The organism is Aestuarium sp. (assembly GCF_023253315.1).
In the GTDB taxonomy this organism is placed as follows: Bacteria; Pseudomonadota; Alphaproteobacteria; order Rhodobacterales; family Rhodobacteraceae; genus Marivivens; species Marivivens donghaensis.
Window position 1 is genome coordinate 52,309 of record NZ_JALRGW010000004.1, and the last position, 23,102, is coordinate 75,410.

Below are 23,102 nucleotides of genomic sequence, written 5' to 3' on the forward strand. Positions count from 1 at the left end.
AGCGTGACGAAATCGGCCACAGCGACAATCGCGGTAGAGCAGCTTACAAGTGATCAAGCAGCCGAGGAACTGGCGCGTCTTGCCGATGTTTTGGCGCGGGCGAATGCGGCTTATCATACTGAAGATGCTCCAGATATTTCGGATGCGGAGTATGACGCGCTCAAGCGGCGCAATGCTGCCATTGAGGCTCGTTTTCCTGATCTGAAACGTTCCGATAGCCCGTCCGAACAGGTTGGTGCGGCTGTCGGCGATGGGTTTGGCAAAGTTGCGCATGCTGTTCGCATGCTGTCCTTGTCGAACGCGTTTGACGACGATGATGTTGCCGATTTTGATGAACAGGTGCGCAAATACCTCGGTACGAACGAGGCGATCTCTTACACCGCTGAGCCTAAGATTGACGGGCTTTCACTTTCGCTAAGGTATGAAAACGGGATTTTGGTTCAGGCCGCGACACGTGGCGACGGCGAGGTCGGTGAAAACGTCACCGAAAACGCAAAGACGATTTCAGATATTCCGCATCAGATCACTGGCGCACCAGCCGTGATCGAAGTTCGCGGCGAAGTTTATATGAGCCACGCGGATTTCGCCGCGCTGAACGAACGCCATGCTGCGACAGGTGGGAAAACCTTTGCGAACCCTCGAAATGCGGCCGCGGGGAGCCTCCGTCAGCTAGACGCAGAGATCACACGCGCACGACCGCTCCGGTTTTTTGCCTATGCTTGGGGCGAGGTCAGTGAGCCGCTTGGTGAGACTCAATTTGATGCAATTGAGCGATTTAAAGCATTGGGATTTCAAGTAAATCCTTTAACGCGTCTATGTGCGTCCACCGCAGAAATGATCAGCCATTACCGAGATATTGAAGCGCAGAGAGCAACGCTCGGCTACGATATCGACGGGGTGGTGTATAAGGTGAACGACCTAAATCTTCAGCGCCGTCTCGGGTTCCGATCCACGACGCCGCGTTGGGCGATTGCGCATAAGTTCCCTGCTGAACTGGCGTGGACGCGGCTTGAGACGATTGACATTCAGGTTGGTCGAACAGGGGCTTTATCGCCCGTGGCACGCCTCCAGCCCGTGACGGTCGGCGGGGTCGTTGTGTCGAACGCGACCCTCCATAACGAGGATTACATTGCGGGCCGTGACAGCAACGGTCACCCCATTCGTGATGGCAAAGACATTCGTATTGGGGACTGGGTGCAGGTCTACCGCGCGGGCGATGTGATCCCCAAAATTGCCGACCTTGATCTGTCAAAACGTCCCAATGATGCTGAGCCTTTCGCGTTTCCGCATGTTTGCCCAGAATGTGGGTCCGAAGCGATCCGCGACGAGGGCGACTCCGTGCGGCGTTGTACCGGCGGATTAGTATGTCCCGCGCAGGCTGTTGAACGGCTCAAACATTTCGTATCGCGAGGGGCATTTGATATCGAAGGCCTCGGCGCAAAACAGATAGAAATGTTCCACAATGATCCGGTGCTCCCGATCAATGAACCTGCCGATATTTTTACGCTCGCGAAACGTGACGCACAGAACTTGGCGCGTTTAAAAAACCGTGATGGCTTTGGCGAAAAGAGTGCGAATAAGCTGTTTGAAGCGATTGAGCAAAAACGGAAAATACCGTTTGGAAAATTCTTGTTTGCTCTCGGCATTCGCCACCTAGGTGAGGTCGCAGGTGCCGATCTTGCTCGTCATTTCGTTACTTGGAATGCCTTGGTTCAAACGGCGGATGCCGCCCGCGTGGCCGCGCAATGCGAAGTCATGGCTGAGGAGGCAGAAGCCCAAGAACGCGCGTTGGCTGAGGCGCAAGGCCGTCGGGCGAATATTAAGAAGTCGCGCGAAACAGCTTGGGCGAATTGTCCTGCTGAGGCACTTGCAGCATGGAATGAGTTTACGTCAATCGATGGGATCGGGGCTGTCTTGGCGGTGTCCTTGATCACCACGCTGTCCCAACCCGAAGAGCGGGCCGTGATTGACCGATTGGTGGCCGAGCTTGACATTCAAGCGCCAGAACAACGTTCAAACGATAGTCCTGTTGCGGGTAAAACGGTCGTCTTTACCGGTTCGCTCGAGAAGATGACACGGGCAGAGGCAAAGGCGCGAGCTGAATCGTTGGGCGCGAAGGTCGCGGGGTCGGTGAGTGCAAAAACCGACTTGCTGGTGGCAGGACCAGGTGCAGGGTCCAAGGCAAAAAAGGCCGAAGAGCTGGGCATTGAGACCATCGACGAAGACGGTTGGCTCGCGTTGATTGGGGACGCATGAGCGGTCGGCCCGAAATACTCTGGCCGCTGTTCGGCGATTTGACTGGGTTAGACGGGATCGGTCCGAAAACGGCTGCGCATCTTGAAAACCTTGCAATCAAAACGCCGCGCGATTTGCTGTTTACCTTACCGCAATCGGGGGTGGATCGGCATCGGCGTCGGTCTATCCGGGATGTGACGCCGCCAGCGACAGTGACCGTTGAGGTAGTGGTCACTGGCCACACGCCGAACCGTCAAAAGGGCCGTCCGTATAGGGTCACGGTCGAGGATACCGAGACCTCGTTTCAGATCGTGTTCTTCCACGCGCGTGGCGATTATGTGACTAAAATCTTGCCCGTTGGGTCGCGGCGGATCGTGTCAGGCAAGATCGAGTTCTTTGACGGTGTGGGTCAGATGGTTCATCCCGATCACATTCTTGCCGCCGATGACGCCGACAGCATTCCCGCCTTTGAACCTGTTTACCCGCTGACCGCTGGCATCACGCAAAAGCTGATGTTCAAAGGCAGTCGTGCCGCATTAGCTCTATCGCCCGTTTTGCCAGAGTGGATTGATCCTGCGCTTAAGGCCCGCGAAAATTGGCCAGATTGGCGTGATGCGGTCGAGGCGGCGCATAATCCGCAATCTACCACAGATCTGTCGCCCTTTGATAAATCCCGCCAGCGGCTCGCCTATGACGAGGTTCTAGCGCATCAGCTGACATTGGCTTTGGCGCGCGCGCAGGTGCGGCGTGGCAAGGGGCAAGTGAACAAAGGGAATGGAGCGCTGCGGTCCAAGGTTTTGGCGGCGTTGCCATATCGACCGACTAATGCGCAGCTCCGTTCAATTGACGAGATCGCCGACGATATGGGGCATGCCGCGCGTATGAACCGCTTGCTTCAGGGTGATGTCGGGTCAGGGAAAACGCTTGTTGCGTTGATGGCGCTGTTGATCGCGGTTGAGGCGGGCGGGCAGGGCGTCATGATGGCCCCGACCGAGATTTTGGCGCGTCAGCACTTAGAGGGGTTGCGCCCCTTGGCCGAAAGCGCGGGTGTCGTTCTTGAAATTCTAACGGGCCGCGACAAGGGCAATGAGCGTAAGGCCAAACTCGCCGCGCTAAGGAATGGCGACATTGGGATTTTGGTTGGCACCCATGCGGTTTTTCAAAAGGATGTGCAGTTCGCGGACCTTAGGCTCGCGGTGATCGACGAACAGCACCGTTTCGGCGTGGCGCAGCGGATGGAACTGGGTGCCAAAGGCACGGCTGTCGATGTTCTGGTGATGACGGCGACGCCGATCCCGCGCAGCCTCGCGCTCGCGCAATATGGCGATATGGATGTGTCGGTGCTTGATGAAAAGCCACCGGGGCGGACGCCCGTGCAAACGGCCTTGGTCAGCACGCAGCGGATGGATGAGGTCGTGGATCGTCTGCGACGCGCGGTGGCTGAAGGACGGCAGGCCTATTGGGTTTGCCCCTTGGTCGAAGAGTCCGAGGTCAGCGATATGACCGCCGCCGAAGAGCGGTTCAAACGGCTACGCGCAGCCTTGGGCGACGGCGTTGTCGGGCTTGTGCATGGTCAGATGCCACCGTCCGAAAAGGATGCCGCAATGGCGCGATTTGTGGCGGGCGAGACCAAAGTTCTGGTTGCGACGACCGTAATTGAGGTGGGTGTGAACGTGCCGAACGCGTCGATTATGGTGATCGAGCGGGCAGAGAGCTTTGGCCTCGCGCAGTTGCACCAATTACGAGGGCGGGTAGGGCGCGGCTCTGCGGCTTCGACCTGTCTGCTGATGTATCAACCGCCCCTGACCGAGAGCGGCAAACGGCGTTTGGAAATTTTGCGCGAGACAGAGGATGGGTTCCGTATTTCCGAAGAGGACCTAGCCATTCGGGGTGCGGGTGACATGATCGGGACCGCGCAATCGGGTTTGCCACGGTTTCGGATAGCTGATCTGGAACGGCAGGCGGCGCTGATGCAGACTGCGCAGGCGGATGCGCGAAAGCTGTTGCTGGATGATCCAAAACTGGAATCGGATCGGGGACGGGCCGCGCGTGTTCTCCTTTGGCTCATGGAACAGGATAAAGCGATCCGTTTGATTTCAGTGGGTTAACTTGATGTTCTCCTAAATGTTCGCAAATGTTCTCAAAAAGTTCTTGATTGAATCGGAATCTTGTGAGAACAAATAAGCAACAAGGTTAACGCAGCAGGAGAAATCAACATGGCGAAAGACATCAAAGCCGTACTGAGCCGGTCGCCCGTGACTGTTCTGTCCGATCTGATTGGCGCGGTGTCGCTGGTTGTGATCCTCTATGCTGGTCTCACGCTGCCTGCGTTCTTGTAACCTGCCTATCAACTGCCCTCGTGTTCCGCGCCGTTCCGGTCTGTCGTCCTGTCCCAAACTTCTGACGTCGACCACTGCCTGTCCAAATTGGTCAAACGGAGTCCTGCCTCTTTTCCGTTTTCACCGGATACGGGTCCCACGCGAAACACCGCTCTCCGCCGCCGTCCATTGTGACGTGCGGCGGTTTTCTTTTGGTCGTCAGATTTTATAGGCGAGGCGGAGGCCACCCCAATGACGACCGTTGATGGTGATCGGGGCAGAGAGGTCTTTCATCATCTCGAACTCACCGCCGCCCATATCACGGCGATAGACCTGCATAAGGAAAGGTTCGCGGCTCTGACCAGCCTTTAGGCCGACACGGTCGTCGAAAATTCTGCGGTTTCGGCTGTTCGCAGTGTTCCAAACAACGTCAGGTCCTTGCGGGAACGAGAATTTGAGGTTGTGCGTTGGCAAGTAGCCACGATCGTCCACAGCCGCGCTGAATACCACTCTTGGATCGAGTTTCAGCGCAGGCTCTTGGAATTTCGGCAGAACGGCATCCGTGAACCGCGTAAATCGCGACATGACTTGCTGTGGATTGGTTGCAGGGATCGGAAGGTATGTTCGATCAAAGAGTTCCGCTTCGGAAATGACGCGCTTCTTGATCGCGTCTTCAAAGGCCGCACTGATCTCTTTCGCGGTTTGAACCACGTGATCAATGAACTTCTGATCCTCAGAGGCGCCCCCCGCGAGAACGCTCAGGCGCACAACGGTTTCGCTATCATCCACCAAGGCATGTAGTCGACTGCGTGTTTTCTGCACTCCATCCGTCGTCGTTTGGGCCGATCCCGCGATTTTTTCAAATGCGGGACCAAAGGTGTCAATCGCATCCGCGATAACTTCGGCATCGGCCTGCATGGTCCCTGCCGTGCGAACGGTTTCCTGCATTTGTTCCGCAACGGTCGTGATCTTTTGGTTGGTGTCTTCGGTGTCCGCAATCACCTTTGCCGCGGTGGTCTGCATAGCGGTGGTTTCTTTGCTGAGTTCGTCAAAGTTCTTAGCGAGGACTGTGACACCTTCGCTGACCGACTCTGCGGCCATCCCAGTGTTACGGGACAGCTCGTTGATGGCCTCTGCTACGACAGCAAAGCCACGGCCATGCGTGCCCGCACGGACGGCCTCGATCTTGGCATTGATGGCGAGGATATTCACCTGACGGGCAATCGACGTGATCTCGCGGTTCAGGCTTTCCACCGATTTCAGCGTTTGAACCACTGCCGTCATGCGGGTTTCAACGGAACGCACCCAGTTTGCGACCTGTTCACTGCTTTCACGGCTGGTGCGGAAACTCGCGATGCCAAGCTGAAGCGCTTCAGAGTTGGCCTCGGCCATTGTCGCGACATGCCTGATTGCTTCTTGCATAGCGCTGTTGGAATGCATGATGTGATTGACCCGCGATTGCAGACCTTCCATTTCACCTAGCTGTTGGCTGGACAATTCGCCAACGCTGTCGAGGAAGCCTGCGATATCTACGACATCAGACGCCATTTTGGTGCCGACGCGGGTGATTTCATCAAACCCCGTCGATGGTGTGTCAGCGAACTGCGCTGAACTCTTTCGGTGCAACATGCGTCCTCCCGGTGCCCGAACCGACACCCAAGGAAGTCGGCTAATTACTCTTTTTGTGCTTGCGCCAAATGCGCCGCTTCGACGACAGCGTCGAAGGCCAGAATGATCGACGCGTGCCTGTTTTTGTAATCCCGTGCTGGCAGCAGCGCCTCCAACCCATCAAAAGGCGCTTGCGGAACGGGACCATCATTTTTCAGCATTGCGCGCAATTCGTCCCGTGCGGCCTCTAGCTCCGCGACGGTCCGCCCTATGACCGCACCCCCAAGGATCGCGGCAGAGGCTTGACCCAATGCACAAGCTTTAACGTCCTGACCGAAGGAACTTATAATGCCGTCCTGCATTTTTATGTCCACAGTGACCGTCGACCCGCATAAAGGCGCACGTTTTTTTACCGTGGCATCTGCATCGGGCAGGCGGTCCGTGAACGGCATGTCTGCCGTGAGCGCCAAAATGCGCGAGGAATAGAGTTTCACCAATTCTGCATTATCGGACACGGGCGGGTTTTCCTTTTCAACGTCTGTGCAGTAAATAGGGCGCGAACCGCGACAGCAATAGGATACCTGCGATGAAATTCGATCCATCCCTTCTAAAGTATGATGATCGCGGGCTTATTCCTGCGATTGCGCAAGACGTGGATACTGGCGACGTGCTGATGATGGCGTGGATGAACGCTGAGGCCGTTGCAAAAACGCTTGAGACGGGCAAGGTCACCTATTGGTCGCGGTCGCGCCAGTCGTTCTGGATCAAGGGCGAAACCTCTGGCCACCATCAAGAGTTGATAGAGTTCACCTTTGACTGCGACAAAGACTGCATTTTGGTCAAAGTCCGCCAGACGGGTCCTGCCTGTCACACCAACCGTCGGTCGTGTTTCTACACCGCCGTCCGTGACGGAGACACGGTTGAACTGATGACCCCGATGGCCTGACACACATTTTTGCGGTCACTCTCGGGCCTTTGCCCTTTTCCCCGTGGCGCATCCATGTAATAGGGAAGCGCCAAACGAAGCTATTCCATGGAGCACCCTGATGGAGATTCGCGAGGCCCTCACTTTCGACGACGTACTACTGGTTCCAGCGGCCTCATCGGTGCTGCCGGCGACCGCTGATACGCGCACTTTCGTGACACGTGGGATCAAAATGAACATCCCGCTTTTGTCCTCTGCAATGGACACCGTTACCGAAGCACGCATGGCAATCGCGATGGCGCAAGCGGGCGGTATCGGCGTGATCCACAAGAACCTGTCGTCCGAAGAACAAGCTCGCGAAGTCCGCCGTGTGAAGCGTTTTGAATCTGGCGTTGTCTACAACCCCGTCACGCTACGCCCCGACCAGTCGCTCGCCGATGCAAAGGCACTGGTGGAGCGGTATAACTTCACTGGTTTCCCCGTTGTTGACGACAAAGGCCACGTTGTCGGTATCGTGACCAACCGCGACATGCGCTTTGCCTCTGAAGAGACAACGCTGGTCTCTGAAATGATGACCTTCGACAACCTCGCTGTTCTGCGTGAACCCGTTGATCGGGACGCTGCCATCGACATGATGAAACAGCGCCGTATCGAAAAACTATTGGTTACCGATGGAAACGGCAAACTGACGGGTCTTTTGACGCTCAAAGACACAGAGAAATCTGTTCTGAACCCAACAGCATGCAAAGATGAGCTTGGCCGCCTTCGTGTTGCTGCGGCGACCTCTGTTGGTGACGCTGGTTTCGAACGGTCGATGATGCTGATCGATGCGGGTGTTGATATTGTCGTCGTCGATACAGCACACGGTCACTCTGCTGGTGTTCTGGATGCCGTGCGCCGTATCAAAGCAGAAAGCAACGTCCAGATCATCGCGGGTAACGTTGCAACCGCAGACGCGACAAAGGCATTGATCGATGCAGGTGCTGATGCTGTAAAAGTTGGCATTGGACCAGGTTCGATCTGCACCACCCGTATGGTGGCAGGTGTTGGTGTCCCTCAGCTGACTGCGATCAATGATTGCGCCAAAGCGGCAGGCGATGTGCCTGTCATCGCTGACGGTGGTATCAAATTCTCTGGCGACTTTGCCAAAGCGATCGCAGCAGGTGCATCTTGCGCGATGGTTGGCTCGATGATCGCAGGCACCGATGAATCCCCAGGTGAAGTGATCCTGTATCAGGGCCGTTCGTTCAAATCCTACCGCGGCATGGGCTCGCTCGGCGCAATGGCGCGTGGTTCGGCGGATCGTTACTTCCAAAAGGACGCGGCAAACGACAAGCTCGTCCCCGAAGGTATTGAAGGTCAGGTTCCCTACAAAGGATCTGTTGCAACGGTTCTGCACCAGATGGTCGGCGGTCTTCGTGCTGCAATGGGTTACACGGGTAACGCCACCGTTGCTGAGATGAACAAGAACTGTTCCTTTGTCAAAATCACGGGCGCAGGTCTGAAAGAGTCGCATGTTCACGACGTTCAGATCACCCGTGAAAGCCCGAACTACCGGATCGGCTGATGACACCGGCAGCCCGCGTTGCTGCGGCGATTGAAGTTCTGGATAAGATCCAAGAGGGGCAGCCTGCTGAGGCTGCCCTGATCGCTTGGGCGCGTGGGTCGCGCTTTGCGGGATCCAAAGACCGCGCAGCCATTCGTGACCACGTGTTCGATGCTCTCCGTCGTTGGCGGAGTACGGCCGCACTTGGTGGCGCCGAAACGGGGCGTGGTCGGATGATCGGCCTCTTGCGTCAGCAGGGCGCTGATCTGGCTGATGTGTTTTCGGGCGAGGGACATGCTCCGCAGAGCTTGTCCGACGACGAACTGGCCTACACGCCGACGGAAATGTCACCAGACGCTGAAGCGGACTGGCCAGAATGGCTTTGGCCGCAGTTGGTGGCCGATTACGGGGCTGATGCGCAGAGCATCGCGACCGCCCAACAGGAGCGTGCACAGGTATTTCTGCGCGTGAACCGTAAGCGGAGCACGGTTGAAAAGGTCCTTAGCGCTCTGAAAACCGACGACATCGACGCTCATGCGCATCCAGATGTCCAGGGCGCGATCATCGTCACCGGCAATGCGCGCCGTATTCAACAAACACGGCTGTGGGATGACGGGCATATCGAGCTTCAAGACGCAGCATCGCAAATGGCTATGGCGCGTTTGGGCGTAACTGCTGACCAAACCGTTCTGGACTATTGCGCTGGTGGCGGCGGTAAATCCCTCGCGCTTGCCGCGTTTGGTGCGCACGTGACAGCTCACGATGCCGACGTTGGTCGGATGAAGGATATTCCTGCCCGTGCTGCACGCGCTGGAACTCGCATTAAGACCACAAATCGCCCGAACGGGACATTTGATCTGGTTCTCTGCGATGCACCGTGTAGCGGGAGCGGGACGTGGCGTCGGACTCCCGATGCGAAGTGGCGTCTGACTGAGAGTCGTTTGGCAGAGTTAACAACGATTCAACGGTCGATTTTGGAAACTGCGATGACACATGTCGGGCAGGGTGGTCGATTGGCTTATGCGACATGTTCAGTTCTCAGCGCTGAAAATCGCAGGGTCGTTGACGGGTTCCTCGCCGACCATCCCGAGTGGTCTGTCGTTGACGAGATGCAATTGCGTCCGACCGAACTGCACGATGGTTTTTACCTCGCTACACTGTCGAGATAACCACTAAAGGTTGTATTAAATGCAACCTCGCTGCACAGTCTTTCTCGTATTAAGGGTGCGTTAACCAAGTTTCGACATGGTGCACCCGACTATTAGGAGAAATCGGTGTGTACACAGGTTCCGCACGCATTGATGGTCCCATTGGGCTATCCGCTTTGGCGTTTACTGCAATCATCTCAGTCTCTTTGGCGGGCTGGGTCACTGAGCCGAAGGTAATCTTATTTGGGTATTTATGCGGTGGCGCGATAGGTCTAACCGCCATTTTTTTGTTTTTTCGGAACACTATGAGGCGGTATGCGCAACGTCGGACTTTGGCGGCAATAGAGCCAATTGTAGCGTCAAACACCGAACCGACGTGGGTGATTGGGATGGACGGTTCGATTTTGTTGTCAAACGGCGCCGCGCGATCAATCGACTTTTGCCAGATATTTGCGAGCCCTAAAGCGACGATTTTGCGTTTCAATGTTGAGGCTCGGCAGTTTGGGCGCGCTCAGCATGAATTTCAACTCAAGGATGAAGTCGTGCGGCTTTCAGTGACCGCTCTGCCTGAGAACGTTTTCCTATGGGTCCTTTCGACTGAACGCAGAGTTCAAAAGTCTGATCAACCAAATCGAACCGAACATGACCACGACAGCCTAGCCGATATTGGTGAACTCGACGCGCTGCCTGTACCGATCCTCAAGGTCGCTCAAACCGGAGAAATCCTATTCGCCAACCAAGAAGCGCGCACGTTGCTAGGTGGGCAGATCACCAATGGTACGCGGCTGTCTGATCGGCTCGAGGGGTTAGGGCGCCCGATCACAGATTGGCTGGCTGATGTCGCGGCATCGCGCAGCCTCAACACCCGTGAATTTTTGCGCGGCAAGGGCGATCGGCAGGACTTCTTTGTGCAGGTTGCGTTGCATCCAACGGGGCGCGAGCCTGATAGTCCGTTGATTGCGGTTCTGAACGACATGACAGAATTCAAATCGCTCGAAGCCCAGTTTGTTCAGAGCCAAAAAATGCAAGCCATCGGTCAGTTGGCGGGCGGTGTCGCACATGACTTTAACAACCTTTTAACAGCAATTTCAGGACACTGCGAGTTACTCCTCATGCGACATCGTGAGGGCGATACGGATTTCTGCGATCTAAGTCAGATTAAAGAAAACACCACCCGCGCGGCGCGGCTGGTGTCGCAACTCCTCGCGTTTTCGCGCAAACAGACGCTGCTTCCTGAAGTTTTTGACCTATCAGGCGTTCTCTCGAATATGACGCAATTGCTGGATCGTCTGGTCGGTGAACGGATCAGGTTGGTCTTGTCCCAAGAGGACAATCTCTACCCCATTCGAGCCGATAAACGTCAGCTTGAACAGGTTATCATGAACCTTGTTGTGAACGCTCGGGATGCGATGCCGGGTGGCGGGGATATTCGGGTTGAAAGCCAGAACGTGACGCTGGCGGAACGGCTTGAACGCGATCACGCGCGTCTGCCGGCAGGTAACTACGTGCTGATCAAGGTGATCGATGAAGGTCATGGGATTGCGCCAGAAAAGATCGGAAAGATATTTGAGCCGTTCTATTCGACCAAGAAACCTGGCGAAGGCACGGGGCTAGGGCTTTCGACGGCATATGGGATTGTGAAGCAATCTGGTGGGTTCATTTTCGTTGAAAGCGAACCTGACGTAGGATCTATTTTCTCGCTCTATTTTCCCCATTTCGATGGGGCGGTGCTCGACCCTCAACCCGCTCAAGCCACGGAAAAGCCAACGATTACCCCTCGAAAGGGCGTCGTTTTGTTGGTCGAAGACGAAGCCCCAGTCCGCGCCTTTGCGACGCGTGCCTTGCAGATGAAAGGGCTGACCGTGTTGGAGGCCGAAAGTGGTGAGCAGGCTCTGACGCTTCTCGAAGACCCAGAATTGGTCGTTGATGTCTTTGTCTCAGACGTTGTGATGCCCGGAAAAGATGGACCAACGTGGGTCAAAGAGGCGCGTAAAATGCGCCCTAAGACCCGCGTTGTGTTCGTCTCTGGCTACGCCGAAGATGCCTTTACTGACCATCTTGCTGACGTTGGGCAATCGGTATTTCTGACGAAACCGTTTTCTCTGGCTGATCTCACACGCACCGTCGAGGCAGAGCTCGCCGCGCGTTAACCGAAGTGCGAAACGAGGTGTGCGGCGCAGCCTGTGAGCGCCGCATAGTCGTCTTCGATCACGTGGACAGTGAAGTTGCTCATAAAGCCCGCAAAGCGACCTTTGTCGCGGAACGCAGTGTCGAACCCGAACTGATCAAGGTAGGGTTTGAACGCCCGCGCAACACCACCGGACAGATAAACACCGCCAAAGGGCAAGTGGATCAGAGACAAGTTACCAGCCACGGTGCCCAGAATGCGGGTAAATTGCTGGGCTGCCGCAATGGCGCGAGGATCACTGCCATCGGCACAGGCGGTCATGATTTCAGCGGCGCTCTTTTCGACAGGGGTGCCGGCTTCTTGACCCAGCCACATGTAAACGCGCTCTAGACCACGACCAGAGAGCACGTCCTCGACTGCGGGGAAGCCGTGTGCGTTGGAGACGAAGTTGCAAAGCCGCAATTCGGCGTCGGTGCGAATGGGTAGGTTCGCGTGACCAGCCTCTGACGGGGTGACTAGTCGACCTGCCTCGGTTTCAAATACTGGCGCACAGTTAAACCCAGTGCCTACGCCGATCACGAGTTTCGCGGCGTGTTCATTGCCTTTGGCACCATCCAAAACAATCGGAACATTGGCGTCGTCGATATATCCAATTGCATGACCTTGGGCCTGCAAGTCATTCAGAATGGCTACATTTTCGGCCTGAGTGGCGCGCGTAAGAGTCGGCTTATCGATCGTCCAATCGAGGTTGGTCATCGTCGCTTTTCCATCGCGAACGGGACCAGCGACAGCGACACAAGCGGCCTTGGGATCGACGCCATTTTCGTCTTTGACGTATTGGCGGATCACCGTTTCTAGTCCTGGAAATTCGGCATTCGAATAACGGCGGATCGTTTCGGGCAGGATTGTTCGACCATCAGCCAATGCCACGCGGGTATTGGTGCCGCCAATGTCAGCGACGAGTGAAAGCGTATCAACCGGATGAGCCATAGGGCACCTTTTCTAAGACGAGATATGAGCGACTGCGTTCCCGCGTGCGCTGCTTTTAGTGTTCAAAGCGATTAGGCTGCAAGTTTGAATTAAGCCCGAACCAGTGCGGGACCTGTGGACTGACCCAAAACCAATTCGGCTTCAAAAAGGACAGTTTCAGGATCGCGGGTCGGATCATTGATCATTTGCAGCAGGATTTCGGCAGACTTTCGGCCAGCCTCACGAACAGAGGATCGCGTGGCTGTAAAGATCGGCACATCACCGCCGTTCCGTAGGTAGGACAACACGTCGTCGTGTGTGACGACAGACACGTCCTTGCCCATGATCAATCCGCGTTCTTCAATTGCGCGACGGACACCCAAAGCGCAGATCATTGAGGACACGAGGAAAGCCGTCGGTGGGTTGGGCTGGCCGAGCAGGGTCGCCGTCGTGTCATGCGCGAAAAGTTCGGTCATTTCGTGGCTACACATCAAAATCGGGTCGGGGGTCAGTCCGCGATTGTAGTGCGCGGCCTCATACCCCTCGCGACGACGGAAGGCGAAATCCATCCTCTCAAGGCCATTTATCAAAGCAATTCGACGGTGACCGAGATCTAGCAAAAGTTCGGTCGCACGCTCAAACGCACGGCGGTTGTTCATGTCGACCCAAGAATAGGGATCAATCGCATTGGTGGCGCGACCGTGCACGACGAATGGGAGACCGATCTTTTTCAGCAGAGGAATACGGGGTTCATCCATCAGGGGGCCGTGGACCACAACGCCATCGACGGAGCCGCGAGATTTGATCTGACGGTAGGCCGCTTCCTCATTGTTATCCTCAACGAGGGTCAGAACCATGTCGTAGCCTTCACGGGAATAAACTTCACCAGCGCCTGCGATAAAATCGCCGAACACCGGGTTCACCATCTCATGCTTTGTCGATACAGGGATCACGTGACCAATCGCCATTGTGCGACCCGTGGCGAGGCTGCGGGCACGGGTGTTCGGGCGGTAGTTATGTTCTTCTGCAGCGCGGCGAACCTTTTCGCGCGTTTCTTCGGAAACCTCGGGGTAGCCGTTCAATGCGCGACTCACCGTGGTTTGGCTCAATCCGAGTTTTGTGGACAGCTCTTTGAGGTTCATTCGGTTTCCAAAGCGGTTTTAAATTTCATAGCTCAGACTATCTGCGCCGCTTATTAACGTCAATTTAATGTGTATTTATTAATTTTCTGCAGATGCGAAGGTGATTTTAGGTATGTTAGCGCTATATCGGTGAATCATTGACAGTGCCTTTTGAATGAGGCAATCGTTACACCAATCAAACCGCTTTGGATAAATTTGATAGGCGGACTTGATCACATTCAAATCGTCGAGAGGCGGACTTGGGAGGAGAAACCATGAAGAAATTTTACACCGGTGCTGCAGTTATCGCGCTGACCGCCACGATGGCGCACGCAGATGCACACCTGATTTTCGCTGAGGGCGAGGGCGCGTTCAGCTGGGATAGCTACGCAGACTTCGCTGCTGGCCACGACTACGCAGGTCAGACCGTGACCATCTCTGGTCCGTGGATGTCGCCAGAAGCTGACTACTTCAACAACATGGTTGCATACTTTGAAGCAGCGACCGGCGCAGACGTATCTTACGTTGGCTCTGACAGCTTTGAACAGCAGATCGTAATCGACGTTGAAGCAGGCGCTGCACCGAACCTCGCAGTATTCCCGCAGCCGGGTCTTGCCGCTTCGCTCGCAAGCCAAGGCAAACTGTCCCCGCTCGGTGCTGATGCACGTCAGTGGGTTCTGGACAACTACGCTGCTGGTCAGTCGTGGGTTGACCTCGGCACCTATGACAATGCTGGTGCTGGCGACGACTTCTTTGGCTTCTTCTTCAACGTGAACCTGAAGTCGCTCGTTTGGTACGTCCCTGAGAACTTCGAAGATGCTGGCTACGAAGTGCCAACCTCGATGGAAGAACTCAAAGCACTGACCGATCAGATCGTTGCTGACGGTGGCACCCCGTGGTGTATCGGTCTGGGTTCGGGCGCAGCGACTGGCTGGCCGGCAACTGACTGGGTCGAAGACCTGATGCTCCGCACGCAGCCTGCATCCGTTTATGACGCATGGACCACCAACGAACTGCCATTCAACTCGCCTGAAGTTATCGGTGCAATCGAAGAGTTCGGCGCATTCGCGAAGAACGACGCATATGTTGCTGGCGGCGCTGGCGCTGTAGCAACCACCGACTTCCGTGATAGCCCGAAAGGCCTGTTCGACGCTCCGCCGGCTTGCTACATGCACCGTCAGGCTTCGTTCATTCCGGCGTTCTTCCCAGAAGGCACCGAAGTGGGCACCGATGCTGACTTCTTCTACTTCCCGTCCTACGCTGACAAAAACCTCGGCAACCCAGTTCTGGGCGGCGGTACTCTGATGGCTGTAACCAACGCATCTGATGCGACCAGTGGCTTCATGGAATTCCTGCAGACCCCGTTTGCACAAGAAGTCATGATGGCTCAGGGTGGCTTCCTCACACCGCACCTCGGCGTGAACAACGATGCATACGCATCGGCAGCGCTGAAATCGCAGGGCGAGATCCTTCAGGGCGCAACCACCTTCCGCTTTGACGGTTCCGACCTGATGCCGGGCGCTGTTGGCGCAGGTTCGTTCTGGACTGGCATGGTTGACTACGTTGGCGGCGCTTCCGCAGAAGACGTAGCGAATGCGATCCAGACGTCTTGGGACGCAATTAAGTAATCATCGCTAGATGATCTATGGGGCAACCTTTGCGTAAGGTTGCCCCTATTTTCTACCGCTCAGGGGAGGGGCTGCCATGAGTCCGGCGTTACAGGGTTTAATCACCATTTTTATCGGCGTTGGCGGCTGTTTGGCCTATTTCTACGGCTCGAACATCTTTCTCGATAAGGTTCTTTTTCCAGCCAAAGGCATTCACGCAGGGCGCAACATCAACCGTGCCAATATGGTACGTCCATGGCTGTTTCTGATGCCCGCGCTCTTGGCGCTGGGGCTTTACCTTGCTTATCCCGTGGTCGAAACCTTCCGTTTGTCGCTGAGCGAACGCCTACCGGGCGGGGCCTCCCAATACGTTGGTTTTGACAACTACCGTCGCATGTTTGCCGAAGATAAATTCTGGGAAGCGATGCGCAACAACCTTCTTTGGCTCCTTATCGTTCCCGCCGCGGCGACCGCGCTGGGGCTGTTGGTTGCGCAACTGACCGACCGGATCAAATGGGGCAGCTTTGCAAAATCCCTGATTTTTATGCCGATGGCGATCTCTTTCGTCGGCGCGGCTGTGATCTTTAAATTGATCTATGACGCACGTCCTGCGGATCAGAACCAAATCGGTATCTTGAACGCGCTTTGGCTGCAGTTCGATGGCGGTTTCGGGTCTGTGCTCATACTTCGCGTTCTTCCCGCCCTGATGTTCGCTGGTTTCGCCGCTGTTGTTGGCTATGCCGCCTACCTTGTTGGTCGACCGATTGTGAAACCTGCAGCGCATGTTGTGGAAGGGATTGCCCTCAAACTCCTGCGTGTCGTCGGTGCCGTTCTGCTGACTTGGGTTGCTGTTCTATCGGCGCTCAACGTGATTGATAGTGCGACCCTCGCGATGCCTTATGGTGAACAGCAAACGTGGCTGACCATTCCGTTCTGGAACAACTTCTTCTTGATGGTTGTGCTGATCTGGATCCAGACGGGCTTTGCCATGGTGATCCTCTCGGCGGCCCTTCGCGGTATTCCCGAGGATACGATTGAGGCCGCAATCATCGACGGCGCAAACCCGTTCCAGATCTTTTTCAAGATCAAAGTTCCGCAGATCATGAATACGATCGTCGTCGTGTGGACCACGATCACCATCGTTGTGCTCAAGGTGTTCGATATCGTTTTCGCTATGACCAACGGTCAGTGGGAGACGCAGGTCCTCGCCAATTACATGTATGACAAACTCTTCCGCTCGAATGACTGGGGTGTTGGGTCGGCCTCTGCGATGATCATTATGCTGCTCGTCACACCGATCCTCGTTTGGAACGTCTACAATGCTCGCAAGGAGATGCGCTGATGGACAACATCGCAGGCACCAAATCCTCGCTCAACTGGGCGGTCCATATTTCAGTCGTTCTGCTGGTTGTTCTGTGGATTTTCCCGACTGTTGGTCTGTTCGTTTCGTCTTTCCGTACGGCAGATCAGATTTCGACCTCTGGTTGGTGGAAAGCTCTCTTCCCTAGCGAACAGAGCTTGACGCTCCGTGCGGCAGACCCAGATGATTTCGCCGTTCAGCAGGCGGACGGAACTTGGGTCGTATCGGGGAACCTTTTTGAGGGTGGAACTGAAGCAGAGATTTCCCGTTGGGGATCGTCGTCCCGCGAAATTTCCGCTTATGCGGTAGGTGAAACTGCTGATTTAGGTGATGGCGAAAGCTTTGCTGTTGAGGCCAATGGCGATTACGTTTGGTCCTCTGTGGATCAACCTTCGGGCCGTGGTCAGCGCGTCTTTGTGACGGCTGTGACGCCACCTGAATTCACATTGGAAAACTATGACACCGTTCTGGGTCAAGGCGTAGTTCAATCGCTGCTGGTCTATATCGTGGCTGCAGTTATCGTGGGGACAGTAGCTGGATTTTCCGCCCGTTCGCTACGTCCCGATCACACGCGGTCGGCGGTTATCGTGTTCGGGTTTGGTACTCTGATCCTGTTGTCGGTCATTTTTGGTCTCGGCACGGGGCAGGGTGGCGGACAAGCCAGTGATGACATGGCAAAGGCGTTCTTTAACACGCTTACCGTGACCATCCCCGCAACGATCATCCCGATCACTATCGCTGCCTTTGCGGCATACGCGCTGGCTTGGATGGATTTCCCTGGGCGAGCCCTCTTGATCGCAGCAATCGTGGGTCTACTGGTCGTGCCGCTACAGCTTGCGCTGATCCCGCTCTTGCGTCTGCACCTCGAGATTGGGATCGGCAAAGGGTATCTGGGTGTTTGGTTGGCCCACACGGGCTTTGGTATGCCTCTCGCGATTTATCTGCTGCGGAACTACATGGCTGGCCTTCCGCGGGATATCATTGAAAACGCTCGTGTAGACGGTGCGACCGATTTCCAGATCTTTACCCGTATCATCCTACCACTTTCGTTCCCTGCGCTCGCATCCTTCGCGATCTTCCAGTTCTTGTGGACATGGAACGACCTGCTCGTGGCTCTCGTGTTCCTGATCGATAGCTCAGGCAACACCACTGTTATGACGCGCCAAATCGTAGAGCTCTTGGGCACACGCGGCGGCAACTGGGAAATTCTTGCGACGGCGGCCTTTGTGTCGATCTCTGTGCCGCTGATCGTCTTCTTTGCTATGCAAAAATACCTCGTGCGAGGCCTCCTCGCCGGGTCCGTGAAATAAGGACTACTGAAATGAGCAAGGCACCTATTGTGTCGAACATGCAGGACAAAGACTGGTGGCGTGGGGCCGTTATTTACCAGATTTATCCCCGCAGCTATCAAGACAGCAACGGCGACGGCATTGGCGATCTCTTGGGCATCGTCCAGCGTTTGCCCTATATCGCGTCGCTCGGCGTTGATGCGATCTGGATTTCGCCATTCTTTACGTCCCCGATGAAAGACTTCGGTTATGACGTTTCAGACTATTGCGACGTTGATCCGATGTTCGGATCGCTCGCTGATTTTGATGCGGTGATTGAGACTGCGCATAGCCTCGGCATTCGCGTGATGATCGACCTTGTTCTGTCGCATACTTCGGATGTCCACCCGTGGTTCGTCGAGAGCCGCCAGAGCCGCGATAATGATAAGGCCGATTGGTATGTCTGGTCTGACCCGAAACCAGATGGCACCGCGCCGAACAACTGGTTGTCGATCTTCGGTGGATCCGCGTGGCAGTGGGATGCGCGTCGCGAGCAATATTATCTGCACAACTTCCTAGTGTCGCAGCCCGACCTGAACTTCCACAATCCAAAGGTTCAAGAGGCGCTTTTGGACGTGGGTCGGTTCTGGCTGAACCGTGGTGTCGATGGTTTCCGCCTCGACACCATTAACTTCTATATGCACGATGAGCAGCTTCGCGATAACCCGCCGCTGCCCAAAGAGATGCGAAATGCGACCATCGCGCCGTCGGTGAACCCGTATAACCACCAAGAGCACCTTTACGATAAGAACCACCCGAAGAACCTTGATTTTCTTCGTAAACTTCGCGCCGTGATGGAGCCGTTTGGCGCCGCTGCGGTAGGTGAGGTTGGTGATGCGCAGCGTGGTCTAGAGATCATGGGGCAATATACCCGTGGCAATGACGTCATGCAGATGTGTTATGCGTTCGAACTACTGTCAGGTGCACGCCCGTCCGCACAATACGTGGCTGACGTTATGGCGAAAGTCGACGAAGTTGCCGCTGACGGCTGGGCCTGCTGGGCCTATTCGAACCACGACGTTGTGCGCCACGTCACCCGTTGGGGCCTGACACCTGCTGCATCCCGCCTCTTCACAACGATGATGATGTGTCTGCGCGGATCGGTCTGTATCTATCAGGGCGAAGAACTGGGTCTTCCAGAGGCTGATGTTGCGTTTGAAGATTTGCAAGACCCTTACGGCATCGAATTCTGGCCTGAATTCAAAGGCCGTGACGGTTGCCGGACGCCGATGGTATGGGAGCAGGATAATGCCAGCGGTGGTTTCACCAATGGTAAACCGTGGCTTCCGGTGTCCAGCGAACACCTTGGCCTGTCGGTTGAGCCGCAGGAAAAAGATCCGGCAGGCTTGATCCATCACTACCGCAAAGCGATCGCATTCCGTCACGCTCATGAAGCGCTGAAATCTGGCGCGTCGACACCACTCGAAGTGAACGGCGATATTGTCAGCTTTACACGATCTGCGGGTGACACGACGATCTATTGCGCGTTCAATATGAGCGACACGCCGTCTGATTTGGCAGCCCCGTCTGGGGAATGGTTGCCAATTGGTGGCGAACTGGGTGGTGCTCATGTTGCACCCGACGGCGCGCTGCACTTGGGGCCTTGGCAGCCCTATATCGCGCTCAAGCGGACCTAAGGGGAGGGGAAACACATGGCCGATCTCAAACTTACGGAAGTTGCCAAGGTCTATGGTGGCGGCGTTGAGGTTCTAAAGAACATCAACCTCGACATCAAAGAAGGCGAGCTAATCGTTTTCGTAGGCCCATCTGGCTGCGGAAAATCCACGCTTCTTCGTATGATCGCAGGTCTGGAAAAGATCAGCGGGGGCACGTTGGAAATCGGTGGTCAGGTCGTGAACGACATTCCGCCTGCGCAGCGCGGGATCGCCATGGTGTTCCAATCCTACGCGCTCTATCCGCATATGACGGTGCGCGATAACATGTCCTTTGCGCTGAAAATCGCAAAGAAATCTGCGGAAGAGATTGATGCGGCTGTGAATAAGGCTGCGAAAATCCTTCAGTTGGAGCCGTATCTTGATCGCCTGCCTAAGGCGCTCTCGGGCGGTCAGCGTCAGCGTGTCGCCATCGGTCGCGCGATTGTTCGCGACCCGCAGGTTTATCTCTTCGACGAACCGCTTTCGAACCTTGATGCGGCGCTGCGCGTGGCAACACGGATTGAGATCGCTCAGTTGAAAGAGGCGATGCCTGAATCGACGATGATTTACGTGACCCACGATCAGGTCGAAGCGATGACGCTCGCGTCGCGTATCGTGGTGCTCGCAAACAAAGGCATCGCGCAGGTCGGCACGCCGCTCGAACTCTATGAGCGGCCAGAGAACGAATTTGTGGCGCAATTCATCGGCTCTCCTGCGATGAACCTTTTGGCGGGCGAAATCGTTGGGACGGGTGCGCAGACCACTGTGAAACTGGCAACGGGCGGCACGGCTATCTCTGCGGTTCCAACCAGCACTGCGGATATGGGGCTCAAGGTGAATATCGGTGTCCGTCCAGAGGACATGGTTCCTTGTGATGACTGCGATGCGATTTACACGGGCAAGGTCGATATTCTCGAAGCTCTGGGCGAGGTCACCTTGCTCTATTTCGAAAAGAACGGCGCAGCTGAACCTGTGATTGGCAAACTTCCCGGTATTCACGCCGATATGCGTGGTCAAACGGTCAGCCTACGGGCGGTGCCTGAAAAGGTGCAGATCTTCCACAACGGAAAATCGCTTTACTACCGCTAAACGAAAAACGGGCCCACAAGGGCCCGTTTCTTTTGGGTGTGTTCGCAGAGCGTTAGCCGCGACGGCGACCACCGCGACGACGGCCGTCGCCTTCAGCTCCAGCAGCCGACGGAGGCTTGTTAAAGCGGATCCAGTCACCACCGTGCGGATCGTTGTTGGTCAGCAGGTTTGCAGCGCGGATTGCTTCCATTTCTTTACCTGGACGCGATTGAGTCGAACCCAGACCAGTCAATTGGCAGAAGGTTTCCAGATCGATGTCATCAGGAACGATGATGCCAGCGGCAGCCAGCTCCAGTTTCTTTTCCTCGATCTTCGATGCCGCGACGGGCAGGGCGCATGGGTTCATGATCGCAGAGGTCATGCCTGCACCCATTGCCATCGGCAGGAACGCGTTGTTGATGCCGTGACGGTTCGGCAGACCGAACGAGATGTTCGATGCGCCGCAAGTCGTGTTCACGCCCAGCTCTTCGCGCAGACGACGGACGAGAGCGAATACTTGGTTACCAGCGGTCGCCATAGCACCGATCGGCATAACGAGCGGGTCAACAACGATGTCGTAGGCAGGGATGCCAAAGTCAGCAGCGCGCTGAACGATTTTCTTTGCTACTTCGAAACGAACGTCTGGGTCTTCGGAGATACCAGTGTCGTCGTTCGAGATCGCAACAACAGGAACGTTGTATTTCTTAACGAGCGGCAGAACGAACTCCAGACGCTCTTCTTCACCCGTGACCGAGTTCAAAAGCGGACGGCCTTTTGCAGCCTGCAGACCCGCTTCGAGAGCAGCAGGAACCGAGGAGTCGATGCAGATCGGGCAATCGGTCAGGCCTTGAACCAGTTCGATCATTTTGACCATGAGCGGCGGCTCGGTCTCGTTCGGGTTCGGGTTGGAGTTGTAGACAACGCCAGCGTTGATATCGAGGATGTTCGCGCCAGCAGCAACCTGTGCCAGTGCGTCCTTTTCAACGGTCGAGAAATCGCCTGCTTCCAGTTCAGCAGCTAGTTTCTTGCGGCCCGTAGGGTTGATCCGTTCACCAATCACGCAGAACGGCTGGTCAAAGCCGATAATGGCGGTTTTCGATGCGGATTCGACGATAGTGCGGGTCATACTGACTGTCCTTAGGCTTGATTTACGGGGGTGGCAGCGTCGCCACCATTTTTGATTGCCCATTCGGCGTTGGTCTTAATGCCACCGAGTGGGAAGAAGTGAACCTGTTCAATGTTGAAATCAGGGTTCGCAGCTTTGTGTGCTGCCAGCTCTTCGAGGATTTCATTCGGCTCATAGGGCAGGACGAGTTTAGTCACATCCATCGCGCGTTTCTGAAGAACACGCAGCGACGGGCCAACGCCACACGCGATTGCGAATTTGATCAGGGTCTGCAGTTTTGCCGGACCTGCGATACCGATGTGGATCGGAATATCAACGCCAGCCGCCTTAAGCGCGTTTGCCCATTCGATAACGGGTTGTGCCTCAAAGCAGAACTGGGTCGCCATCGCGATTTTCGCATCGGTCGAGTTCGCGAACTTCTGTTTCCAGCGCAGCGCGTCCATGACGTTTTTGTCCGACCCATCGGGGTCAATGTCGCGGTTGCCTTCAGGGTGACCTGCGACGTGCAGACGTTTGAACCCAGCGCGGTCAAAAATCCCAGTCTCAAGAAGCTGCATCGACGAGTGGAATTCGCCAACAGGCTGATCAACGCCACCCGCGAGGATGAGACCTTGGTTCACGCCAGCTTCAGAGGAATAGCGGTTCACCCAATCTTCGAGCGTTGCTGCGTCTTTGATGATGCGGGCAGGGAAGTGTGGCATCGGGTCAAAGCCTTCGTCGCGCAGACGGGCAGCGGTCGCCACCATGTCTTCGATCGGTGTGCCATCGATATGTGCGATGTAAACGCGGGTGCCAGCGGGCAGCAGGTCGCGGAAGTTCTCAACCTTTTCTGCGGTGCGCGGCATCACTTCGATCGAGTAACCTTGGAGGAATGCTTCCAGATCAGCATTGGCCGTGGTCACATTTTCTTTTTTACGCATAAACGGAAGCAGTGCCATCATGGCCTCCTTGAAAGAGCGG

General features: G+C 55.7%; 19 protein-coding genes. 12 read left to right on the forward strand and 7 right to left on the reverse strand.

Annotated elements, in window-relative coordinates; translation table 11 throughout:
- Window positions 1-3: 3 nt before the first annotated feature.
- The 3 genes from ligA to AC1QQ2_RS03995 all read left to right on the forward strand — a co-directional run bounded on the left by ligA (window position 4) and on the right by AC1QQ2_RS03995 (window position 4,574).
- The gene (gene ligA / locus AC1QQ2_RS03985) at window positions 4-2,256 is read left to right on the forward strand and encodes an NAD-dependent DNA ligase LigA (RefSeq protein ID WP_479712172.1); all 2,253 of its coding nucleotides are present in this window, start codon (window positions 4-6) and stop codon (window positions 2,254-2,256) included.
- Window positions 2,253-4,343 (forward strand): ATP-dependent DNA helicase RecG, encoded by a 2,091-nt coding sequence (gene recG / locus AC1QQ2_RS03990; protein WP_479712173.1) that lies wholly within the window; start codon window positions 2,253-2,255, stop codon window positions 4,341-4,343. The genes ligA and recG overlap by 4 nt, the downstream gene beginning before the upstream one ends.
- A 108-nt stretch (window positions 4,344-4,451) precedes the next feature.
- Entirely contained in the window at window positions 4,452-4,574 is a 123-nt protein-coding gene (locus AC1QQ2_RS03995; protein ID WP_290245694.1) for a hypothetical protein, read from the forward strand.
- Window positions 4,575-4,772: 198 nt separating this feature from the next.
- Here the strand turns inward: AC1QQ2_RS03995 and AC1QQ2_RS04000 are convergent, their stop codons facing one another.
- Together AC1QQ2_RS04000 and AC1QQ2_RS04005 are read right to left on the reverse strand one after the other, a co-directional pair.
- The gene (locus AC1QQ2_RS04000; protein WP_479712174.1) at window positions 4,773-6,182 is read right to left on the reverse strand and encodes a methyl-accepting chemotaxis protein; all 1,410 of its coding nucleotides are present in this window, start codon (window positions 6,180-6,182) and stop codon (window positions 4,773-4,775) included.
- Window positions 6,183-6,226: 44 nt separating this feature from the next.
- Window positions 6,227-6,676, reverse strand: a complete 450-nt coding sequence (locus AC1QQ2_RS04005) for an iron-sulfur cluster assembly scaffold protein (RefSeq protein ID WP_479712175.1) — start codon at window positions 6,674-6,676, stop codon at window positions 6,227-6,229.
- A 71-nt stretch (window positions 6,677-6,747) separates the two neighbouring features.
- Here AC1QQ2_RS04005 and hisI point away from each other — a divergent pair, with 71 nt between their 5' ends.
- The 3 genes from hisI (at window position 6,748) to AC1QQ2_RS04020 (ending at window position 9,801) form a co-directional block, all read left to right on the forward strand.
- Window positions 6,748-7,107, forward strand: coding sequence for a phosphoribosyl-AMP cyclohydrolase (gene hisI / locus AC1QQ2_RS04010; protein ID WP_479712176.1), 360 nt, complete (start codon window positions 6,748-6,750; stop codon window positions 7,105-7,107).
- A 100-nt stretch (window positions 7,108-7,207) separates the two neighbouring features.
- Window positions 7,208-8,653 carry an IMP dehydrogenase gene (guaB, locus tag AC1QQ2_RS04015; protein WP_105235029.1) on the forward strand — a complete coding sequence of 482 codons (1,446 nt, stop codon included), beginning with the start codon at window positions 7,208-7,210 and terminating at the stop codon, window positions 8,651-8,653.
- On the forward strand, window positions 8,653-9,801 hold the full coding sequence (locus AC1QQ2_RS04020) for an RsmB/NOP family class I SAM-dependent RNA methyltransferase (protein WP_479712177.1): 1,149 nt from the start codon (window positions 8,653-8,655) through the stop codon (window positions 9,799-9,801). The genes guaB and AC1QQ2_RS04020 overlap by 1 nt, the downstream gene beginning before the upstream one ends.
- A 49-nt stretch (window positions 9,802-9,850) precedes the next feature.
- Here the strand turns inward: AC1QQ2_RS04020 and AC1QQ2_RS04025 are convergent, their stop codons facing one another.
- Window positions 9,851-10,264, reverse strand: coding sequence for a hypothetical protein (locus AC1QQ2_RS04025; RefSeq protein ID WP_479712178.1), 414 nt, complete (start codon window positions 10,262-10,264; stop codon window positions 9,851-9,853).
- Between AC1QQ2_RS04025 and AC1QQ2_RS04030 the strand changes: the two genes are divergently transcribed.
- Window positions 10,254-11,930 carry an ATP-binding protein gene (locus AC1QQ2_RS04030; protein WP_479712179.1) on the forward strand — a complete coding sequence of 559 codons (1,677 nt, stop codon included), beginning with the start codon at window positions 10,254-10,256 and terminating at the stop codon, window positions 11,928-11,930. The two genes, AC1QQ2_RS04025 and AC1QQ2_RS04030, sit on opposite strands and share 11 nt — an antisense overlap.
- On the opposite strand, the gene AC1QQ2_RS04035 is transcribed toward AC1QQ2_RS04030, so the two are convergent.
- Both AC1QQ2_RS04035 and AC1QQ2_RS04040 read right to left on the reverse strand, forming a co-directional pair.
- Window positions 11,927-12,898: a glucokinase gene (locus AC1QQ2_RS04035; protein WP_479712180.1), complete on the reverse strand. Its 972-nt coding sequence runs from the start codon at window positions 12,896-12,898 to the stop codon at window positions 11,927-11,929. The two genes, AC1QQ2_RS04030 and AC1QQ2_RS04035, sit on opposite strands and share 4 nt — an antisense overlap.
- 89 nt (window positions 12,899-12,987) lie before the next feature.
- Entirely contained in the window at window positions 12,988-14,019 is a 1,032-nt protein-coding gene (locus AC1QQ2_RS04040; RefSeq protein WP_479712181.1) for a LacI family DNA-binding transcriptional regulator, read from the reverse strand.
- 254 nt (window positions 14,020-14,273) lie between these two features.
- Here AC1QQ2_RS04040 and AC1QQ2_RS04045 point away from each other — a divergent pair, with 254 nt between their 5' ends.
- The 5 genes from AC1QQ2_RS04045 (at window position 14,274) to AC1QQ2_RS04065 (ending at window position 21,037) form a co-directional block, all read left to right on the forward strand.
- A complete protein-coding gene (locus AC1QQ2_RS04045) occupies window positions 14,274-15,626 on the forward strand; it encodes an ABC transporter substrate-binding protein (RefSeq protein ID WP_479712182.1) in 1,353 nt (450 codons plus the stop codon).
- Between the two features lie 76 nt (window positions 15,627-15,702).
- A complete protein-coding gene (locus AC1QQ2_RS04050; RefSeq protein ID WP_479712183.1) occupies window positions 15,703-16,947 on the forward strand; it encodes a carbohydrate ABC transporter permease in 1,245 nt (414 codons plus the stop codon).
- Window positions 16,947-18,275, forward strand: coding sequence for a carbohydrate ABC transporter permease (locus AC1QQ2_RS04055; RefSeq protein WP_479712184.1), 1,329 nt, complete (start codon window positions 16,947-16,949; stop codon window positions 18,273-18,275). The genes AC1QQ2_RS04050 and AC1QQ2_RS04055 overlap by 1 nt, the downstream gene beginning before the upstream one ends.
- An 11-nt stretch (window positions 18,276-18,286) precedes the next feature.
- Entirely contained in the window at window positions 18,287-19,930 is a 1,644-nt protein-coding gene (locus AC1QQ2_RS04060; protein ID WP_479712185.1) for an alpha-glucosidase, read from the forward strand.
- 15 nt (window positions 19,931-19,945) lie between these two features.
- A complete protein-coding gene (locus AC1QQ2_RS04065; RefSeq protein ID WP_479712186.1) occupies window positions 19,946-21,037 on the forward strand; it encodes an ABC transporter ATP-binding protein in 1,092 nt (363 codons plus the stop codon).
- Between the two features lie 52 nt (window positions 21,038-21,089).
- On the opposite strand, the gene AC1QQ2_RS04070 is transcribed toward AC1QQ2_RS04065, so the two are convergent.
- Both AC1QQ2_RS04070 and AC1QQ2_RS04075 read right to left on the reverse strand, forming a co-directional pair.
- Window positions 21,090-22,142 (reverse strand): methyltetrahydrofolate cobalamin methyltransferase, encoded by a 1,053-nt coding sequence (locus AC1QQ2_RS04070; RefSeq protein WP_105235037.1) that lies wholly within the window; start codon window positions 22,140-22,142, stop codon window positions 21,090-21,092.
- 11 nt (window positions 22,143-22,153) lie between these two features.
- Window positions 22,154-23,080 carry a methylenetetrahydrofolate reductase gene (locus tag AC1QQ2_RS04075; RefSeq protein ID WP_479712187.1) on the reverse strand — a complete coding sequence of 309 codons (927 nt, stop codon included), beginning with the start codon at window positions 23,078-23,080 and terminating at the stop codon, window positions 22,154-22,156.
- Window positions 23,081-23,102: the final 22 nt, after the last annotated feature.

Bases quoted from the DNA above. Each gene is read 5' to 3' on its own strand.
- recG (WP_479712173.1), top strand. From the start codon at position 2,253: ATGAGCGGTCGGCCCGAAATACTCTGGCCGCTGTTCGGCGATTTGACT.
- AC1QQ2_RS03995 (WP_290245694.1), top strand. From the start codon at position 4,452: ATGGCGAAAGACATCAAAGCCGTACTGAGCCGGTCGCCCGTGACTGTT.
- AC1QQ2_RS04000 (WP_479712174.1), bottom strand. From the start codon at position 6,182: ATGTTGCACCGAAAGAGTTCAGCGCAGTTCGCTGACACACCATCGACG.
- hisI (WP_479712176.1), top strand. From the start codon at position 6,748: ATGAAATTCGATCCATCCCTTCTAAAGTATGATGATCGCGGGCTTATT.
- guaB (WP_105235029.1), top strand. From the start codon at position 7,208: ATGGAGATTCGCGAGGCCCTCACTTTCGACGACGTACTACTGGTTCCA.
- AC1QQ2_RS04020 (WP_479712177.1), top strand. From the start codon at position 8,653: ATGACACCGGCAGCCCGCGTTGCTGCGGCGATTGAAGTTCTGGATAAG.
- AC1QQ2_RS04035 (WP_479712180.1), bottom strand. From the start codon at position 12,898: ATGGCTCATCCGGTTGATACGCTTTCACTCGTCGCTGACATTGGCGGC.
- AC1QQ2_RS04040 (WP_479712181.1), bottom strand. From the start codon at position 14,019: ATGAACCTCAAAGAGCTGTCCACAAAACTCGGATTGAGCCAAACCACG.
- AC1QQ2_RS04045 (WP_479712182.1), top strand. From the start codon at position 14,274: ATGAAGAAATTTTACACCGGTGCTGCAGTTATCGCGCTGACCGCCACG.
- AC1QQ2_RS04050 (WP_479712183.1), top strand. From the start codon at position 15,703: ATGAGTCCGGCGTTACAGGGTTTAATCACCATTTTTATCGGCGTTGGC.
- AC1QQ2_RS04055 (WP_479712184.1), top strand. From the start codon at position 16,947: ATGGACAACATCGCAGGCACCAAATCCTCGCTCAACTGGGCGGTCCAT.
- AC1QQ2_RS04060 (WP_479712185.1), top strand. From the start codon at position 18,287: ATGAGCAAGGCACCTATTGTGTCGAACATGCAGGACAAAGACTGGTGG.
- AC1QQ2_RS04065 (WP_479712186.1), top strand. From the start codon at position 19,946: ATGGCCGATCTCAAACTTACGGAAGTTGCCAAGGTCTATGGTGGCGGC.
- AC1QQ2_RS04070 (WP_105235037.1), bottom strand. From the start codon at position 22,142: ATGACCCGCACTATCGTCGAATCCGCATCGAAAACCGCCATTATCGGC.
- AC1QQ2_RS04075 (WP_479712187.1), bottom strand. From the start codon at position 23,080: ATGGCACTGCTTCCGTTTATGCGTAAAAAAGAAAATGTGACCACGGCC.